A 16,989-nucleotide genomic window follows, 5' to 3' on the forward strand; every position below is an offset into this window, starting at 1 on the left:
ATTTCAGCCGTTCCTTTTTTATGACCTTTGATCGCGTTATTGCCAAATCAAAGGTTGCATGCCGAATAAATGCTAATACCCTCTATACGGACAGGCTAAAATGCGCGCCCGGCTAACCGCTGACCCTTTTCCAACGCGCCCCACAAGGTTCGCTACGTGATCGAGTTTCAAAACGTCCATAAGACTTACCGCGTCGCCGGTAAGGATATTCCCGCCCTGCATCCGACCAGTCTGACGATTGAGAACGGCCAGGTCTTCGGCCTGATCGGCCATTCCGGCGCGGGAAAAAGTACCCTGCTGCGTCTGATCAATCGCCTGGAGGAATCCACTGGCGGCAAGATCTTCGTCGATGGCGAAGAAGTCACCGCGCTCGATGCCAGCAGCCTGCGGCGCTTCCGCCAGCAGGTCGGGATGATCTTCCAGCACTTCAACCTGCTGGCCTCCAAGACGGTCGCCGACAACGTTGCGCTGCCGCTGACCCTCGCCGGTGAGCTCTCGCGCAGTGAAATCGAGCAGCGCGTCGCCGAGCTGCTGGCGCGGGTCGGTTTGTCCGACCACGCCAAAAAGTATCCGGCGCAATTGTCCGGTGGCCAGAAGCAGCGCGTCGGCATTGCCCGCGCCCTGGCGACCAAGCCGAAAATTCTCCTGTGTGACGAAGCCACCAGCGCGCTGGACCCGCAGACCACTGCGTCGGTCCTGCAATTGCTCGCCGAGATCAACCGCGAGCTGAAGCTGACCATCGTGCTGATCACCCACGAAATGGACGTGATCCGCCGCGTTTGCGATCAGGTCGCGGTGATGGACGCCGGGGTAATCGTCGAGCAAGGCTCGGTGGCCGATGTGTTCCTGCATCCCAAGCACCCGACCACCAAGCGCTTCGTCCAGGAAGACGAGCAGATCGACGAAAGCGAACAGCGTGATGATTTTGCGCATGTGCCGGGGCGGATCGTGCGTCTGACGTTCCAGGGCGAAGCGACCTACGCGCCGTTGCTCGGCACCGTCGCGCGGGAAACCGGCGTCGACTACAGCATCCTTGCCGGGCGCATCGATCGGATCAAAGACACGCCGTACGGCCAATTGACCCTGGCGGTCACCGGCGGCGACATGGAGGCGGCGTTTGCCCGCTTCACCGCAGCAGACGTCCACATGGAGGTGCTGCGCTGATGGAGGCCCTGATGAGTTTCTTCGCCAATATCGACTGGTTCGAAATCTGGCTCGCTACCGGCGACACCCTGCTGATGCTCGGCGGTTCACTGCTGTTCACAATTTTGCTCGGCCTGCCGCTGGGCGTGCTGCTGTTCCTGTGCAGCCCGCGCCAGTTGCTGGAATCGCGCGGCGTTTATGCGGTGCTGTCGCTGGTGGTGAACATTCTGCGTTCGCTGCCGTTCATCATTCTGCTGATCGTGATGATCCCGTTCACCGTGTTGATCACCGGCACTTCGCTCGGCGTAGCCGGTGCGATCCCGCCATTGGTGGTGGGCGCCACGCCGTTCTTCGGGCGTCTGGTGGAAACCGCGTTGCGCGAAGTCGATCGCGGCATCATCGAAGCGACCCAGGCGATGGGCGCGACGACCAAGCAGATCATCATCAATGCGTTGCTGCCGGAAGCCCGTCCGGGCATCTACGCAGCGATTACGGTGACGGCGATTACACTGGTTTCCTACACGGCAATGGCCGGTGTGGTCGGCGCCGGTGGTTTGGGTGACTTGGCGATCCGTTTCGGCTACCAGCGTTTCCAGACCGATGTGATGATCGTCACCGTCGTGCTGTTGCTGGTGCTAGTGCAAGTGCTGCAAATGGTTGGCGACAAACTGGTCGTACACTTTTCCAGAAAATAAATGTTTCGCGTAGCCCGGCGCTGAGCCGGCCATTCGCTGGCAGGCGCCAAACGGGCGCCTCATGCGGTTAAACACAAGGAGTTAGCTGAATGAAAAAACTACTCGTCGCATTGGCCGCTGTTGCGGCGTTCTCCGCCCAGGCTGATGAAACCCTGACCGTCGCCGCGTCGCCGGTGCCACATGCGGAAATTCTCGAATTCGTGAAGCCGACCCTGGCCAAAGAAGGCGTGACGCTGAACGTCAAGGTGTTCACCGACTACATCCAGCCGAACGTGCAGGTTGCCGAGAAACGTCTGGACGCCAACTTCTTCCAGCACCAGCCGTACCTGGATGAGTTCAACAAGGCCAAGGGCACCAATCTGGTCGCCGTTGCCGGTGTGCATCTGGAACCGCTGGGCGCTTACTCCAGCAAGTACAAAGCGCTGACCGAACTGCCAGGCGGCGCCAACGTGGTGATCCCGAACGACGCCACCAACGGCGGCCGTGCGCTGTTGCTGCTGGCGAAGGCTGGCCTGATCAAGTTGGAGGATTCGAACAACATCCTCTCGACCACCAAAGACATCACCGAGAATTCCAAGGACCTGAAATTCCGTGAGCTGGAAGCCGCGACCATCCCGCGTGTACTGACCCAGGTCGACCTGGCGCTGATCAACACCAACTACGCGCTGGAAGCCAAGCTTGATCCGTCCAAAGACGCGCTGGTGATCGAAGGCAACGACTCGCCTTACGTGAACATCCTCGTCGCGCGCCCGGACGACAAGGACAGCGACGCGATGAAGAAACTCGTCGCCGCGCTGCACAGCCCGGAAGTCAAAGCGTTCATTCTCGAGAAGTACAAAGGCGCGGTACTGCCGGCGTTCTGATCTGATCCGCTGGACTGAAAGGGGCGCATTCGATGCGCCCCTTTTTTATGCCTGAAACACCGGCCTCGTAGGAGCCAGGCTTGCCGGCGAAGGCGTCAGTGAAATCGCCTTCGCCGGCAAGCCTGGCTCCTACAGGGAGGTGTGGTGATTCACTTGCGCTTGAGCATCACCGGCAATTGCTGGATCAGTTTGGCGTTGTTCAGCGGTGCGCGGATGAACCCGCGTTGCGTGCCGTCCGGGCCGATGACCGCGAGGTTGCCGCTGTGGTCGACTGTGTAATTGGGCTTGCTGGTGTCCGCCGGAATAAACGGAATGCTCACCGCGTTCGCCAGTTTCTGGATGTCTTCGACCGACGACGCGGTCAAACCCTGAAACTGCGGATCGAAATAACCCAAATATTGTTTCAGCTGCTTCGGCGAATCGCGGTTCGGGTCGACGCTGACCAGAATCACCTGCAACCTCGCTGCGGCTTCCGGCGGCAATTCACTCTTGATCTGCCGCAGCTGCGCAAGGGTGGTCGGGCAGATGTCCGGGCAGAAGGTGTAACCGAAGAACAGCAGACTCCACTTGTCTTTCAGCGCATTGACCGCGACCGGTTTGCCGTCCTGATCAGTCATCGTCACGTCTGGCAGATTACGGCTTTGCGGCAACAGGATGATCCCGGCGTCGATCAGCGCAGTCGGGTCGCCCTGACCTTTGCCGGACAGCACTTTGTTGACGGTCAGGCCCAGAATCAACGCAATCAGGGCAACGAGGACAAAGACGGTTTTCTGAGTTCGAGTCATAGGTTCATTTTGGTCAAAGGTTCAACAGCAGGTAGTGATCCACCAGCAGCGCGATAAACAGCAGGAACAAGTACCAAATAGAGTACTTGAACGTATTGATCGCCGCGTGCGGCCGAGTGCCACGGTACAGCACCACGGCCCATTGCAGAAACCTCGCGCCCAGCACCAGCGCACAAACCAGATAAAGCATGCCGCTCATGTGAATCACGTAAGGCATCAGGCTGACCGCCAGCAGCGCGAAGGTGTAAAGCAGGATGTGGATTTTGGTGTAGTGCTCGCCGTGGGTCACCGGCAACATCGGGATATCGGCCTTGGCGTATTCCTCTTTGCGATGAATCGCCAATGCCCAGAAGTGCGGCGGGGTCCAGGCAAAAATGATCAGCACCAGCAGCAATGGCTCAGCGCTGACATGCCCGGTGGCCGCGACCCAACCGAGCAGCGGCGGGGCCGCGCCGGCCAGTCCGCCGATGACGATGTTCTGCGGCGTCGCGCGTTTGAGAAAACCGGTGTAGACCACCGCGTAACCGAGCAACGAGGCGAGGGTCAGCCACGCGGTCAGCGGATTGGTGAAGGCCAGCAGCAGGGCTTGCCCGAGCACCGCCAGTACCAGCGCAAAGGTCAGCGCCGCCGTCGGCGACACACGGCCCTCGGCCAGTGGCCGCTTGTGGGTCCGCGCCATCACCGCATCGATGCGCCGGTCCACCACATGATTGACCGCCGCCGCGCCACCGGCACACAGCGCGATCCCCAGGTTGCCAAACACCAGCACCGTCCACGGCACCCCGGCGCGGGTCGCGAGGAACATCCCGACCAGCGAGGTGATCAGCATCAGCACCACCACTTTCGGTTTGGTCAGCTCCAGATAATCGCGCCAGATCGCCTGACTGTGACGTTCGCCGATCAGAGTCGCCATGGCATTTCTCCTTTTATTGTTATGGGCCCGGCGGAATGTTTACGCGGGCTGAAACGCCAGCGCGCAGGGGATTGCTGCTTGACCCGAACCAGACTGGTGCGCGCGTGATAATTGACCAGCACCAACGTCAGCAACAGCGCCGCGCCACCCGCGTTATGGGCGACGGCGATCGGCAGCGGCAAGTGCAACAACACGTTGCTGATGCCCAAGGTGATTTGCGCGGCGAGGGCGATCAGCACCAGACCGGCGAGGCGGGTCATGCCGACCACTTTCAATTGCCACGCAAGCCCGAGCAGCACCAGCGTGACCAAAAGCGCCCCGATGCGATGGGTCAGGTGAATCGCCGTGCGCGCGTCGCTGTCCAGTTGCCCGCCGAGGTAATTCGGGCCGATGTGCTGAGTCAGGTGAAAACCATTGGCGAAATCGGCGGGCGGCAGCCATTGGCCGTGGCAGGTCGGGAAGTCGATGCACGCCACCGCCGCATAGTTGGAACTGACCCAGCCACCGAGGGCGATTTGCCCGATCACCAGCAGCAAACCGGCAGTCGCCCAGTACTGCAAACGTCGCGGCACGGTCAGCGCCGGCAATACGCCGGACAAGCGCAGCGTCAGCAAAAACAACAAGCTCAAAGTGGCAAAACCGCCGAGCAAATGCCCGGTCACCACTTGCGGCCATAGCTTGAGCGTCACCGTCCACATACCGAACGCCGCTTGCGCAATCACCACCGCCAAGAGGAACAGCGGCAACTTCACCGGTTGCCCCGGATGCCGACGATGGACCCAGGCGCGCCCGGCCAGCACCGCGATCAGCAACCCGAGCGTGCCGGCGAAGTAGCGGTGAATCATCTCGTTCCAGCCCTTGTGCGCTTCGACCGGGGTGTCGGGGAAATGCAATTCGGCATGCGCCAGTTGGGCTTCGCTTTTCGGCACGCTGATAAACCCGTAACAGCCCGGCCAGTCCGGGCAACCGAGGCCGGCGTGGGTCAGGCGCGTGTAGGCGCCGAGCAACACCACAATCAGTGCCAGCAACGTGGCAAACAGCGCGAGGCGAAATCCAGGTTTGGCCATGACGATGCCCTTATCCGATGTTCGACAGTTTCAACAGGTGACGCAGGTCGTTGAGCAGGTCCTTGCCCTTGACGCTCGGGTCGTAGCGCAGCACCAGATTGCCGTGCGGGTCGATAATCCACAGCTGCGGCGCGGTGTTGTCGCCCGTGGTCTTTTTGAACGTGGTCAGGTCCATGGGGTAGCGTTGCAGCTGCGGGTATTCACGATTGAGCTTGGCCTCGTAATCGCTGCCCAGCGGTTGCGCGGCGGCCAGTGCGTGGCTGGCGCGGGACGCTTCGCGGCCGAGGCCGATCTGGATCTGCCGCGCCAGATACACCAGTTGCTGGCAGTCCACCGAACAATCCTTCGGCGCAGTCACCAGCATTTGCCAACGCTGCTCCTGGGCCTGCACGCCGAGGTCGGCGCGGGTCTGGCCGTTGCCGATCAGTTCGCCGTGATAGCTGCGCCCGTCCGGCACCCAGAACTGCAATTTGTACATGCCGGTGGCGAGGATCATCGGGCCGATCACGCCCAACACGATCAGCAGCAGTTGCAAACGCCCCTTGCGCCGACTGGCCGGGGTTTTCGCCTCAGACATGCTGGGTGGATTCATGGCCGCTCCCATGGTGTTTCTCCTTTGCGTTGTGCCAGCCGAGGTAGATAAAGAGGCCGAGCAGGGCGATCGCCATGGCGAACCACTGCACGGCGTAAGCGATGTGTTTTTCCGCGCCCATGGCGACTATCGGCCAATCGGCCTGATACGCAGCGGGGCCGTTTTCGAGGCGTAATTCGTAAGCGAAACCGTCACGCTCGAGCGCCGTCCACAGCCGCGCCGGTTCGACCGCTGTCACCAGTTGCGGCCACGTCGTGGCGTTCGGGTCGGCGTGCAACTGGAACGTCGCGCCGGGCGCCACATAGACCCACGCCTCGACGCTCAACGGCTGTTTCGGCGTGGTGAATTGCGGCGGCGTGCGCCGATCCGGCCACGCCAGCCAGCCGCGATTGACCAGCAGCCACAACCCGCTCGCCTGATCCTGAAACGGTTGCAGCAACTCGACGCCGACCTTGCCGTCGCGCTGACGGTTGTCCAGCAGCACGCTGTGCTCGGGGTCGAATTGGCCGAGCAGGCGCACGCGGCGAAACGCCGGGTCCTGGGTGTTTTGCAGCTCGGTGCTGGCCATCGGCTCGGCCGCGCGGCGTTCGGCGTAGGTGTTCAGCAGCGCGCTTTTCTCCGCGCCCCGGCTCAACTGCCAGAACCCCAGTGACGCCAGCATCGGCAACAGCAGCGCGACCACCAGGGTCGGCACGATGCCCGGCCGGAAGCGCTTCATGGCGTGGCCAGAAAGTCGCTGGACGCGGTAGCTATACTCAAGTGCATTCGCCTTCCCCCGGAGTCTTGCCATGCTCAAAGCAGCCATCGTCCTGATGCTGATTGCCACGGTTGTCAGCCTGTTCAGCGGCCTGTTTTTTCTGGTCAAGGACGACAGCAGCTCAAACCGCCTGGTCATTGCCCTGAGCGTTCGCGTGGCCCTGGCGGCCGGCACCGTCGGCCTGATCGCCTGGGGTTTTTACAGCGGCCAATTGGTTGCCCACGTTCCGTGGGAGCTATAAGCGCCAAGCTTCAAGCTTCAAGCTCGGCGCTGCTTTCAGAGCACGTAGACGAAGACAAACAGACCCAGCCAAACCACATCGACAAAGTGCCAATACCAACTCGCCGCTTCGAAGGCGAACTGGTGCTCGTTGTCGAAATGCCCGCGCATGATCCGCATCAGCATCACAAACAGGATGATCGTGCCGATGGTCACGTGCGCACCGTGGAAACCGGTGAGCATGAAGAACGTCGCGCCGTAGATGCCCGAGCCCAGGGTCAGGCCCAGTTCGTGGTAGGCGTGGATGTATTCCTCGGCCTGAAAACCGAGGAACGCGCAGCCCAGCAGCACGGTGATCGCCAGCCAGATTTTCAGCGCGCCGCGATGACCTTTTTTCAGCGCATGGTGGGCGATGGTCACGGTCACGCTGGAACTGACCAGCAGCACCGTATTGAGCAGCGGCAGGCCCCACGGGCTGATCACGTCCTTGGGCGCCGGATAGAGTTTCGGGTCAGGGTTATTCAGCAGCGGCCAGGTGAATTCGAACGTCGGCCAGAGCATGTGCGCCAGACCTTTCGGGCCTTCGCCGCCGAGCGCCGGGCCGGACACGTGGCGCACATAAAACAGCGCGCCGAAGAACGCGATGAAGAACATCACTTCCGAGAAAATGAACCAGCTCATGCCCCAGCGGAACGAGCGATCCATCTGCGCGCTGTACAGCCCTTGGCGGCTTTCCTTGATCACCGTGCCGAACCAGCCGAACAGCATGTACGCGACCATCAGGCCGCCGACGAAAAAGATCAGCGGGCCATGGGATTCCGGGCGCGCGGCTTTCAGGTCGTTGAACCAGGTGGCCAGGCCGAACACCGTGACCAGCATGCCGACCGTGGCGATGATCGGCCATTTGCTCTGGGCCGGGACGTAATAGTGTTCATGAGTTGCCATTTATTGTTCTCCTTATCGGGCACGCTCAACCGCCAGTGTTTACAGCGACCGGTGGATGTCGGGCGGTGATATCGAACAGCGTGTAGGACAGCGTCAGGTGCTTCACTTCCTTGGGCATGTCGCGGTCAACGATGAAACGTACCGGCATCTCGATCCGTTGACCGGGCTGCAGCACTTGCTGGGTAAAGCAGAAACATTCGGTCTTGTGGAAGTAAGCGGCGGCGGCGCTGGGCGCGATGCTCGGCACGGCTTGCGCGCTCATCGGCCGATCGGTCGGGTTGTGCGCGATGAAGATCATCTCGTTGACCGCGCCGGGATGGGCGGTCAGTTCATCGCTCTTCGGATAGAAATCCCAGGACATGTCCGCCGAATTGGTTGAAAGAAACTGCACGCGCACCTGCCGCGAGGCATCGACGGTTTGCTCGCCCTCGTACTGCCCGGAGGATTTGCCGTTGATGCCGAACGCCTTGCACATCACGTCGTAGATCGGCACCAGGGCAAAGCCGAAAACGAACATCGCCACCACCACCAGCAGCAGGCGCGTGACCAGCTTCTTCAGCGAAATCGAATCAGCCATGACTTTGAACCTCTCCACCCAACCCTGTAGGAGTGAGCCTGCTCGCGATGGCGGTGTGTCTGGCACACCGCAGTGAACCCCTCGCGAGCAGGCTCACTCCCACAAAGGCCAGGCGTTTCATTTCACTTCCGGTGGCGTGGTGAAGGTGTGATACGGCGCTGGCGACGGAATGCTCCACTCCAGCCCTTCGGCGCCATCCCACGGTTTGGCCGGGGCCGGCTCGCCGCCGCGAATGGTCTTGATGACGATGAACAGGAAGAAAATCTGCGTGGCGCCGAACATGAATGCGCCAATCGACGACACCATGTTGAAGTCGGCGAATTGCAGGTTGTAGTCCGGAATCCGCCGCGGCATGCCGGCCAGCCCGACAAAGTGCATCGGGAAGAACGCCATGTTCATGCCGATGAACGAGAGCCAAAAGTGCAGCTTGCCGAGGGTTTCGTCGTACATGTGGCCGGTCCACTTCGGCAGCCAGTAATACGCCGAAGCGAAGATCCCGAAGATCGCCCCCGGCACCAGCACGTAGTGGAAATGCGCGACCACAAAGTAGGTGTCCTGGTACTGGAAGTCTGCCGGCGCGATGGCCAGCATCAGCCCGGAGAAACCGCCGATGGAGAACAGGATCACGAACGCCACCGCAAACAGCATCGGCGTCTCGAAGGTCAGCGAGCCTTGCCACATGGTGCTGGCCCAGTTGAACACTTTGACCCCGGTCGGCACCGCGATCAGCAGCGTCGCGTACATGAAGAACAACTCGCCCACCAGCGGAATGCCGACCACGAACATGTGGTGCGCCCAGACAATAAACGACAGGAACGCGATGCTCGCCGTGGCGTAAACCATCGACGTATAGCCGAACAGCGGCTTGCGCGAGAAGGTCGGGATGATCGAGCTGACGGCGCCGAAGGCCGGCAGGATCATGATGTACACCTCGGGGTGGCCGAAGAACCAGAACACATGCTGGAACAAAACCGGGTCACCGCCACCGGCAGCACTGAAGAAACTGGTGCCGAAGTGGATGTCCATCAGCATCATCGTCACGCACCCGGCCAGCACCGGCATCACTGCGATCAACAGGAACGCGGTGATCAGCCAGGTCCAGACGAACAGCGGCATTTTCATCAACGTCATGCCGGGTGCGCGCAGGTTGAGAATGGTCGCGATCACGTTGATCGCGCCCATGATCGAGCTGATACCCATCAAGTGAATGGCGAAGATAAAAAACGTCACGCTTTCCGGCGCGTAAGTCGTCGACAGCGGTGCGTAGAAGGTCCAGCCAAAGTTTGGCCCGCCACCGGGCGTGAACAGTGTCGAAACCAACAGCAGGAATGCCGCCGGCAGCAGCCAGAAACTGAAGTTGTTCATCCGTGGCAGGGCCATGTCCGGCGCGCCGATCATCAACGGGATCATCCAGTTGGCGAGGCCGACGAACGCCGGCATCACCGCGCCGAACACCATCACCAGACCGTGCATGGTGGTCATCTGGTTGAAGAACGCCGGTTCGACGATTTGCAGGCCTGGCTGGAACAGCTCGGCGCGAATCACCATCGCGAACGAACCGCCGAGCAGGAACATGCAGAACGCAAACCACAGGTACAGCGTGCCGATGTCTTTGTGGTTGGTGGTCAGCACCCAACGCATCAGGCCTTTGGCGGGACCGTGGGCGTGGTCGGCATGACCATGGTCATCGATGACGGCGCTCATGGCTGGTCTCCTGCAAACAGGTGGGCTGGGCAGGCCGGGGCGTGTTGCCCCGACCGGTGGCTTGGGTGCGCAATAGACCGGCTCATTTGCTTTCCGCCTGTTTCAGCTCCAGCACTTCTTTAGGAGTGACCATGTCGCCCTTGTTGTTGCCCCAGGCGTTACGTTCGTAGGTCACGACCGCCGCGATATCGACTTCCGACAGCTGCTTGCCGAACGCCGCCATGGCGGTGCCGGGTTTGCCGTGGAAGACAATGCTCAGGTGATCCTTGATCGGGCCGGTGGCGATTTTCGAGCCTTTGAGCGCCGGGAACATCGGCGGCAGGCCCTGGCCTTCAGCCTGGTGACAGGCCACGCACGTGGTGTGGTAAACCTTGTCGCCGCGCTCCTTGAGTTCGTCGAGGGTCCATTCCTTGCTGGTCAGCTCCTTGAGCTGCAGCGCCTCGGCTTTGCGTTCGCCGAGCCAGGTGGCGTAATCGGCCTGGGTTTTGACCTCGACCACAATCGGCATGAAACCGTGGTCCTTGCCGCACAGCTCGGCGCACTGGCCACGGTAGATGCCGGGCTTGTCGATGCGCGTCCAGGCTTCGTTGACGAACCCCGGAATGGCATCGCGCTTGACCGCGAAGGCCGGCACCCACCACGAGTGAATGACGTCGGCGGAGGTCACGAGAAAGCGCACCTTCGCGCCAATCGGCAGCACCAGCGGCTTGTCGACCTCCAGCAAGTAATGCTCGCCTTTGGTTTCCTTGTTGTGGATCTGGTCGGCGGGGGTGGCCAGGTTGCTGAAGAACTCGACGTCCTGGCCCAGGTATTTGTAGTGCCACTTCCACTGATAGCCGGTGATCTGCACATCGATGTCCGGCTCACTGGCGTCGTACATCTTGATCAGGGTCGCGGTCGCCGGCACCGCCATCGCCACCAGAATGATGAACGGCACGATGGTCCAGAGGATTTCGACGGTGGTGCTTTCGTGAAATTTGGCGGCCACCTGCCCGGTCGAGCGACGGTGGACCATCATCGACCAGAACATGGCGCCGAAGACGATGATGCCGATCACCACACAGATCCAGAAAATGGTCATGTGCAGGTCAAATACTGCGTGACTGATTTCAGTCGCTCCCGGCGCCATGTTCACAGTCCAGGCGGCTTGCGCCTGGCTGAAAAATGACCACAACAGGAGGCCCATCCAGACGTGTGGATGTCGCATCATTGCGGGTTCCCCTTATCGTTCTTGTTATCCCGCCGGCTAACACCAGCGGCAAGGGAGCGGCTTTTTCAGACTACGAACTTGAATTGCCGAGCCTTGCTGCACAGGCAGTCGGGCGTCATCAGCTAACTCCATTCAAAACCGAGTATAGACAGCGACTGGCACCTCGCAACGCGATGGCGTAAATGAGCTGAAACAGCGAGTACTTGCGTGCAAGACCACGAATGGAGAACGATGCGCACCCTACGGTGGCTGGCCGATATAACTTTGATGTCTCACGGATGAAACATTTATGACAAATGCGTCTTAGCAGTTTTCATAAGCCAGCTAACTTATGTCTTCCTATTTCATTGCCTTGTTTCCTGGAGTTTTCATGAACACCGCCGCATTGCGCGAGCAGATCCAAAAAGCCCTGCAGCATGAGGCCGAAACTGGCCTGCTGACTCGTCAACTGGAAACCCAATTACCGCACTTGCACCCTGCCATCCAATTGCCGGAGGCTGATGCCAACGGCGTGCTGACCCGTTTTGTCACGGCTTACATCGAAGAAGTGCCTGATCTGCTGGAAGCCGCCAACGAAGTCGCGAGGGAAGCGGGTATCGAATCGCAGATCAAACCGGTACTGAAAATCGCCGAGCAATACTTCCTGCAACCGCCAGCGATCATGGCCGGGCACGTCGGCCTCGACGGTCTGCTGGACGAAGCGTATCTGGCGCATCGGTTTGTGGAAGAGGTCAACGACCTGTACATCAAGCATTTCGGCCAGCCACTGATCCCTCTGGACATGACGGTCGCCAACCTGATCGCCCATCAATTGATCGGCGAAGCGTTCGCCAATCAGCTGGATGAGGCCGTGCATCACGCCGTCGACGAGATGCTCAACGAAGAAAGCTTCGCCCTGGAATCGGTCGAAGCCTACCGCGATAAACTCAACAACCCGGACACCGGCGCTGCGTGGAAACGCTGGCCCTGCATGTCCCGCCGCCTCGGCGTAGGCCTGGAACTGGACCAGCCAGCCGCCTGATCGCCTTTTGTGTACGGCGCAAATCCTGTAGGAGCTGAGCTTGCTCGCGAAAGCGGTCTATCAGCTGACATCGCTATCAACTGACACGGCCCCTTCGCGGGCAAGCCTCGCTCCTACAGGTTCTGTGCATGACGCAAATTCCGTGGGGGCTGAGCTTTGCTCCCACAGGTTCTGTGCATGGCGCTAAAACCTGTAGGAGCTGAGCTTGCTCGCGAAAGCGGTCTATCGGCTGACATCTGCATCAACTGACACGGCCTCATCGCGGGCAAGCCTTGCTCCCACAGGTTCTGTGTATGACGCAAATTTCATGGGGGCTGAGCCTTGCCCCACAAGTTTTGTGTATGGCGCTAAATCCTGTGGGAGCTGAGCTTGCTCGCGATGGCGGCCTATCGGCTGACATCTGCATCGACTGACACGGCCTCATCGCGGGCAAGCCTTGCTCCTACAGGTTTTGCTATGCGGCGGAGCCGATGCCGGTGGTGGTGCGCAAGCGGCCTTCCAATCGGCGTTTCAAGCCGCGCGGTTCGATCAGCAACTTCGAACCTTTCGCCGCATTCGCCCGACCCCACTCTTCAAGCAGTTCCAGACACGAATGGTCGATGTAGCTGAGGTTATTCAGCGGCACATGCACGGTCACGCCCGGTGGAATGGTCGCCAGCACCTGGGTCAGCGCCGGCACTTTGAGGAAAGTCCCCGCGCCGATCAGACGCAACTCCATCTCGCCGTCCCGCGGCAGGTCGATCAGGCTGATCTTCAGGCGCGAGGCTTTCCACGCCAGTTTCGCCAGGGTCAAACCGAAGCCGATCAGCACGCCGGTCAGCAGGTCAGTGAAGATGATCGCCAGCGCGGTGGCCGCGTAGGTGAACATCGGCATCCGCCCGTAACGGCCCAAACCCCGAAAAGCCTTCATATCGACCAGTTTGAAACCGGTGTAAACCAACACACCCGCGAGGCTCGCCACCGGAATGCTTTGCAACACACTCGACAGCAACAGCACGAAACCGAGCAGCCACAAGCCGTGGAAGATCGTCGACATGCGCGTGGTGGCGCCGGCCTGAACATTGGCCGAGCTGCGCACGATCACGCCGGTCATCGGCAATGCGCCGAGCAAACCGCAGAGCATGTTGCCTACACCTTGCGCCGACAATTCGCGGTCGAAGTCAGAACGTTCGCCGCTGTGCATACGATCCACGGCGGCGGCGGACAGCAAGGTTTCGGCGCTGGCGATAAACGCCACGGCAAATGCCGCGATCAACAGCGTCGGGTCGGCCAAGTTGAGCAGGTCCGCCGGTTTCAGCCAATCAATCGCTTCAGCCAGGTTGGCCGGGACTTCCACGCGTTTTACCTGCAACGCCAGCATCAGACTGGCAACGGTCGCCAAACCCACGCCGAGCAATGCACCGGGGATAAAACGCAGCGAATGCGGGCGGAATTTTTCCCACAGCCACATCACCGCAATCGTCGACAACCCGAGCAAACCAGCCTGCCAACCCAACGATGGCAAAGCCTGCATGACCGCTGCCGGGAACGCCGCCAGATTATCCAGCCCTGACGGTTTGGGCACTGCGTCGAGCATCACGTGCACTTGCGACAAGATGATCAACACGCCGATCCCGGCGAGCATGCCGTAGACCACGGCCGGGGCCGTGACGCGGAACCAGCAGCCGAGTTTCAGTCGCCCGGCGACCAGTTGCAGAAACCCTGCAAGCAGCAGGATCGGCCCGAGCATGGCGATTCCGTGTTGGCGCACCAACTCGAACACCAACACCGCCAGACCCGCCGCCGGGCCGCTGACTTGCAGCGGCGAACCGGCAATCCAGCCGACCACCAGACCACCGATGATCCCGGTAATCAGGCCTTTGGCCGGCGGCAATCCCGACGCGATGGCGATGCCCATGCACAAGGGCAGGGCGACCAGAAACACCACCACGGAAGCCAATAGCTCCCGTGGCAGAACAGCTTTGATTTGTGCAGCACGCATGGGAGTTCTCCCGAATTTTCTTCAGGCGTGACAAAGCCAGGCTGCTTGAACAGCAGCCTCGGCTAAATCACACAGGGATTGTTAGGAGGACTTAGAAACGCGCTTTGGGCGTCGCCACCGGAATCGGGTGACTGCCATCCAGGGGCAGGAAACAACCCTGATCGGCGTCGTAAGCTCTGATTTCGCTGGTTTCAATGCTGTACACCCAGCCATGGATAAACAGCTGACCGTTGGCCATGCGCGAGGCCACCGATGGATGTGTACGTAGATGTTGCAGCTGCGCGATCACATTCTCTTCGGTGAGGATGTGCATGCTTTCGCCTTCGTCAGCGCAATTGCAGTTTTCCTGGACCATGGTTTTCGCCACTTCGGCGTGCCGCAGCCAGGCTTTGACCGTAGGCATTTTTTCCAGGCTTTGCGGGTTGAGCACTGCGCGCATGGCGCCGCAGTCGGAGTGTCCGCAGATGATGATGTGCTGCACGCCCAGAGCCAGCACCGCGTATTCGATCGCGGTGGAAACGCCGCCGTTCATTTGCCCATAAGGCGGCACAACGTTGCCGACGTTACGGGTCACGAACAGATCGCCGGGGGAGCTTTGGGTGATCAGTTCAGGAACGATGCGCGAATCGGCGCAAGTGATGAACATCGCGCGCGGGTTTTGCGCCGTGGCGAGTTTTTTGAAGAGCTCTTCCTGTTGCGGAAAGATCTCGTGATGAAAGTGCAAAAAGCCGTCAACGATATGCTTCAGCGCTGCATCGGCGGATTCCGCATCAGCGTGGGGTGCAGAAGCCGACGCAGCCAACGGCTGTTTATCCTTGTCACTCATAATTCATCCTCTTTGACGGAGCCGGGGAATGTTCCCGTTAAGTCCGATATGAAGCCAGTGGCTGTTTAAAAAACGTCCAGGCCGAAGAAGCCGACCCGTCAGTCACTCGATGAACAAGGTAACCGTCGAAACTTAACTCAAACTGAATCAAAGGCTCTAGGACGTGTGTTCCAGGTCACAAAACTTGTGACCGCGTAGTGGCCTAATGATTTTCAGGCTACCCAATATTGGGCTGATTGTCCCTAAATCAAAGACATTTGGCGACCCGGCGGACAGAAGGCATCGCAGTCCAGATTAAATCCGTCGCGATGATTGAGGCCGAGGCGCTTGATGGTTTTGGCAAAACGTTGCGCCAACAGGTCGGCGAACGGCCCTTCGCCACGCATTCGCGCCCCGAAACGGCTGTCGTAAAGCTCGCCGCCACGGCTCTGACGGATCAGGCTCAGCACATGCGCGGCACGCTGCGGATAGTGCGCCGCCAGCCATTCCTCGAACAGCGGCGCGACCTCCAGCGGCAAGCGCAGCATCATGTACGCCGCACTCTGCGCACCCGCCGCGTGGGCCTCGGTCAGCAGGCTTTCGATTTCGCTGTCATTGATCATCGGGATCATCGGCGAACACAACACGCCGACCGGAATACCTGCCTCGCGCATCACCCGGATCGCCCGCAGCCGTGCTTTCGGCGCTGCGGCGCGGGGTTCGAGGATGCGTTTGAGTTCGTCGTCCAGCGTGGTCAGGCTGATCATCACCGCCACCAGCCGCTGCTCGGCCAGCTCGGTGAGCAAGTCGAGGTCACGCAGAATCAGCGAACCCTTGGTAATGATGGTCACCGGGTGCCGATAGCGCAGCAGCACTTCGAGGGTTTGCCGGGTGATTTTGTGCTCGCGCTCGATCGGCTGGTACGGGTCGGTGTTGGAGCCAAGGTTGATCGGCGCACATTGATAGCCGCGTGTCGACAATTGCTCTTCGAGGATGTCGGCGGCGTTGGTCTTGGCGATCAGTTTGGTTTCGAAATCCAGCCCCGGCGACATGTCCCAATACGCGTGGCTGGGCCGCGCATAACAATAAATGCAGCCATGCTCGCAGCCGCGATAGGGATTGATCGAGCGGTCGAACGGCAGGTCGGGCGAGTTGTTGCGGGTGATGATGGTTTTCGCCATCTCGATCCGCACTTCCGTGCCCTGGGTGACCGGCACTTCCTGATACCAGCCGTCGTCCTCCGCCACCGAGCGGTTCGGCGCGAAGCGGTTGTGCGGATTGGCGGCGGTGCCACGGCCGCGTGGCGGGAGAGGGGTGGACATCGGCAATACTCAGTAGCTGTATGGGCGTACAGTACATCGCGTTAACTGCCCGTGCCAGCACCGTTCGGCGTTTCCTACTTCTTCAGTTTGGGTCGGGCCTGCAAATCTCTCGAGCCAAGTCAGCCTGTGATGCTATGCCACAACTCCAATAAATAAATCGAGGTCATGGGGCAGGGGTTCCCTAATAGCAGAGCTGATCTGCCTGGTTTGCTCATCAGTCAGCGGTAACTGACCATCGGCTTCAGCAGCGAGGCTGTCCCATCCCAGTATTTGCATTACCGGCGCTTCAAATTCAGCCTTTATGTCCAGTTCGTATTTCAACGAGCTGTCTTCGAAGTTATCGGGCAAAAATCCTGTGATGCACAGTTGCATGGAGGGGCCCCATTATTT

General features: G+C 60.2%; 18 protein-coding genes. 5 read left to right on the forward strand and 13 right to left on the reverse strand.

What is annotated here, in order from left to right; genetic code table 11:
• Positions 1-156 precede the first annotated feature (156 nt).
• From FBY12_RS17805 to FBY12_RS17815, 3 genes are all read left to right on the forward strand, one after another.
• Positions 157-1,164: a methionine ABC transporter ATP-binding protein gene (locus FBY12_RS17805; protein WP_145254443.1), complete on the forward strand. Its 1,008-nt coding sequence runs from the start codon at positions 157-159 to the stop codon at positions 1,162-1,164.
• Complete coding sequence (locus tag FBY12_RS17810) at positions 1,164-1,838, forward strand: methionine ABC transporter permease (RefSeq protein WP_092275508.1); 675 nt, start codon at positions 1,164-1,166, stop codon at positions 1,836-1,838. The genes FBY12_RS17805 and FBY12_RS17810 overlap by 1 nt, the downstream gene beginning before the upstream one ends.
• An 89-nt stretch (positions 1,839-1,927) precedes the next feature.
• A complete protein-coding gene (locus FBY12_RS17815) occupies positions 1,928-2,701 on the forward strand; it encodes a MetQ/NlpA family ABC transporter substrate-binding protein (protein ID WP_121732556.1) in 774 nt (257 codons plus the stop codon).
• A 149-nt stretch (positions 2,702-2,850) separates the two neighbouring features.
• Here FBY12_RS17815 and FBY12_RS17820 read toward each other — a convergent pair whose 3' ends face one another.
• The 5 genes from FBY12_RS17820 to FBY12_RS17840 are packed head-to-tail and all read right to left on the reverse strand — an operon-like array spanning position 2,851 to position 6,776.
• Positions 2,851-3,486: an SCO family protein gene (locus tag FBY12_RS17820; RefSeq protein ID WP_145254446.1), complete on the reverse strand. Its 636-nt coding sequence runs from the start codon at positions 3,484-3,486 to the stop codon at positions 2,851-2,853.
• A 13-nt stretch (positions 3,487-3,499) separates the two neighbouring features.
• Positions 3,500-4,399, reverse strand: a complete 900-nt coding sequence (gene cyoE / locus FBY12_RS17825) for a heme o synthase (protein ID WP_145254449.1) — start codon at positions 4,397-4,399, stop codon at positions 3,500-3,502.
• Positions 4,387-5,466: a heme A synthase gene (locus FBY12_RS17830; RefSeq protein ID WP_145254452.1), complete on the reverse strand. Its 1,080-nt coding sequence runs from the start codon at positions 5,464-5,466 to the stop codon at positions 4,387-4,389. The genes cyoE and FBY12_RS17830 overlap by 13 nt, the downstream gene beginning before the upstream one ends.
• Positions 5,467-5,476: 10 nt before the next feature.
• Positions 5,477-6,070: a hypothetical protein gene (locus tag FBY12_RS17835; protein WP_121732553.1), complete on the reverse strand. Its 594-nt coding sequence runs from the start codon at positions 6,068-6,070 to the stop codon at positions 5,477-5,479.
• Positions 6,036-6,776: an SURF1 family protein gene (locus tag FBY12_RS17840; protein WP_145254455.1), complete on the reverse strand. Its 741-nt coding sequence runs from the start codon at positions 6,774-6,776 to the stop codon at positions 6,036-6,038. The genes FBY12_RS17835 and FBY12_RS17840 overlap by 35 nt, the downstream gene beginning before the upstream one ends.
• A gap of 70 nt (positions 6,777-6,846) precedes the next feature.
• On the opposite strand from FBY12_RS17840, the gene FBY12_RS17845 reads away from it, so the two are divergent.
• On the forward strand, positions 6,847-7,056 hold the full coding sequence (locus FBY12_RS17845; RefSeq protein WP_121732552.1) for a twin transmembrane helix small protein: 210 nt from the start codon (positions 6,847-6,849) through the stop codon (positions 7,054-7,056).
• A gap of 35 nt (positions 7,057-7,091) precedes the next feature.
• On the opposite strand, the gene FBY12_RS17850 is transcribed toward FBY12_RS17845, so the two are convergent.
• The 4 genes from FBY12_RS17850 to coxB form a co-directional block, all read right to left on the reverse strand.
• The gene (locus FBY12_RS17850; protein WP_145254458.1) at positions 7,092-7,979 is read right to left on the reverse strand and encodes a cytochrome c oxidase subunit 3; all 888 of its coding nucleotides are present in this window, start codon (positions 7,977-7,979) and stop codon (positions 7,092-7,094) included.
• Positions 7,980-8,004: 25 nt separating this feature from the next.
• Positions 8,005-8,556 carry a cytochrome c oxidase assembly protein gene (locus FBY12_RS17855; RefSeq protein WP_145254461.1) on the reverse strand — a complete coding sequence of 184 codons (552 nt, stop codon included), beginning with the start codon at positions 8,554-8,556 and terminating at the stop codon, positions 8,005-8,007.
• A 117-nt stretch (positions 8,557-8,673) separates the two neighbouring features.
• Complete coding sequence (gene ctaD / locus FBY12_RS17860; RefSeq protein ID WP_092275481.1) at positions 8,674-10,260, reverse strand: cytochrome c oxidase subunit I; 1,587 nt, start codon at positions 10,258-10,260, stop codon at positions 8,674-8,676.
• A gap of 82 nt (positions 10,261-10,342) precedes the next feature.
• Positions 10,343-11,470: a cytochrome c oxidase subunit II gene (coxB, locus tag FBY12_RS17865; protein ID WP_092275478.1), complete on the reverse strand. Its 1,128-nt coding sequence runs from the start codon at positions 11,468-11,470 to the stop codon at positions 10,343-10,345.
• A 370-nt stretch (positions 11,471-11,840) separates the two neighbouring features.
• Between coxB and FBY12_RS17870 the strand changes: the two genes are divergently transcribed.
• Entirely contained in the window at positions 11,841-12,491 is a 651-nt protein-coding gene (locus tag FBY12_RS17870) for a hypothetical protein (protein ID WP_145254464.1), read from the forward strand.
• Positions 12,492-12,945: 454 nt separating this feature from the next.
• On the opposite strand, the gene FBY12_RS17875 is transcribed toward FBY12_RS17870, so the two are convergent.
• The 4 genes from FBY12_RS17875 to FBY12_RS17890 all read right to left on the reverse strand — a co-directional run bounded on the left by FBY12_RS17875 (position 12,946) and on the right by FBY12_RS17890 (position 16,971).
• On the reverse strand, positions 12,946-14,472 hold the full coding sequence (locus FBY12_RS17875; protein ID WP_145254468.1) for a SulP family inorganic anion transporter: 1,527 nt from the start codon (positions 14,470-14,472) through the stop codon (positions 12,946-12,948).
• 91 nt (positions 14,473-14,563) lie between these two features.
• Complete coding sequence (locus FBY12_RS17880) at positions 14,564-15,298, reverse strand: carbonic anhydrase (protein ID WP_092275470.1); 735 nt, start codon at positions 15,296-15,298, stop codon at positions 14,564-14,566.
• Between the two features lie 242 nt (positions 15,299-15,540).
• On the reverse strand, positions 15,541-16,599 hold the full coding sequence (locus tag FBY12_RS17885; RefSeq protein WP_145254470.1) for a PA0069 family radical SAM protein: 1,059 nt from the start codon (positions 16,597-16,599) through the stop codon (positions 15,541-15,543).
• 132 nt (positions 16,600-16,731) lie between these two features.
• Positions 16,732-16,971, reverse strand: a complete 240-nt coding sequence (locus FBY12_RS17890) for a pyocin S6 family toxin immunity protein (RefSeq protein WP_121732636.1) — start codon at positions 16,969-16,971, stop codon at positions 16,732-16,734.
• Positions 16,972-16,989: the final 18 nt, after the last annotated feature.

This window comes from Pseudomonas sp. SJZ131 (assembly GCF_007828705.1).
GTDB lineage: Bacteria > Pseudomonadota > Gammaproteobacteria > Pseudomonadales > Pseudomonadaceae > Aquipseudomonas > Aquipseudomonas prosekii.

What these genes read in the sequence shown, in the direction of transcription:
- FBY12_RS17810 (WP_092275508.1), top strand. Translation starts at nt 1,164, where the DNA reads ATGGAGGCCCTGATGAGTTTCTTCGCCAATATCGACTGGTTCGAAATC.
- FBY12_RS17815 (WP_121732556.1), top strand. Translation starts at nt 1,928, where the DNA reads ATGAAAAAACTACTCGTCGCATTGGCCGCTGTTGCGGCGTTCTCCGCC.
- FBY12_RS17820 (WP_145254446.1), bottom strand. Translation starts at nt 3,486, where the DNA reads ATGACTCGAACTCAGAAAACCGTCTTTGTCCTCGTTGCCCTGATTGCG.
- cyoE (WP_145254449.1), bottom strand. Translation starts at nt 4,399, where the DNA reads ATGGCGACTCTGATCGGCGAACGTCACAGTCAGGCGATCTGGCGCGAT.
- FBY12_RS17830 (WP_145254452.1), bottom strand. Translation starts at nt 5,466, where the DNA reads ATGGCCAAACCTGGATTTCGCCTCGCGCTGTTTGCCACGTTGCTGGCA.
- FBY12_RS17835 (WP_121732553.1), bottom strand. Translation starts at nt 6,070, where the DNA reads ATGGGAGCGGCCATGAATCCACCCAGCATGTCTGAGGCGAAAACCCCG.
- FBY12_RS17840 (WP_145254455.1), bottom strand. Translation starts at nt 6,776, where the DNA reads ATGAAGCGCTTCCGGCCGGGCATCGTGCCGACCCTGGTGGTCGCGCTG.
- FBY12_RS17845 (WP_121732552.1), top strand. Translation starts at nt 6,847, where the DNA reads ATGCTCAAAGCAGCCATCGTCCTGATGCTGATTGCCACGGTTGTCAGC.
- FBY12_RS17850 (WP_145254458.1), bottom strand. Translation starts at nt 7,979, where the DNA reads ATGGCAACTCATGAACACTATTACGTCCCGGCCCAGAGCAAATGGCCG.
- FBY12_RS17855 (WP_145254461.1), bottom strand. Translation starts at nt 8,556, where the DNA reads ATGGCTGATTCGATTTCGCTGAAGAAGCTGGTCACGCGCCTGCTGCTG.
- ctaD (WP_092275481.1), bottom strand. Translation starts at nt 10,260, where the DNA reads ATGAGCGCCGTCATCGATGACCATGGTCATGCCGACCACGCCCACGGT.
- coxB (WP_092275478.1), bottom strand. Translation starts at nt 11,470, where the DNA reads ATGATGCGACATCCACACGTCTGGATGGGCCTCCTGTTGTGGTCATTT.
- FBY12_RS17870 (WP_145254464.1), top strand. Translation starts at nt 11,841, where the DNA reads ATGAACACCGCCGCATTGCGCGAGCAGATCCAAAAAGCCCTGCAGCAT.
- FBY12_RS17875 (WP_145254468.1), bottom strand. Translation starts at nt 14,472, where the DNA reads ATGCGTGCTGCACAAATCAAAGCTGTTCTGCCACGGGAGCTATTGGCT.
- FBY12_RS17880 (WP_092275470.1), bottom strand. Translation starts at nt 15,298, where the DNA reads ATGAGTGACAAGGATAAACAGCCGTTGGCTGCGTCGGCTTCTGCACCC.
- FBY12_RS17885 (WP_145254470.1), bottom strand. Translation starts at nt 16,599, where the DNA reads ATGTCCACCCCTCTCCCGCCACGCGGCCGTGGCACCGCCGCCAATCCG.
- FBY12_RS17890 (WP_121732636.1), bottom strand. Translation starts at nt 16,971, where the DNA reads ATGCAACTGTGCATCACAGGATTTTTGCCCGATAACTTCGAAGACAGC.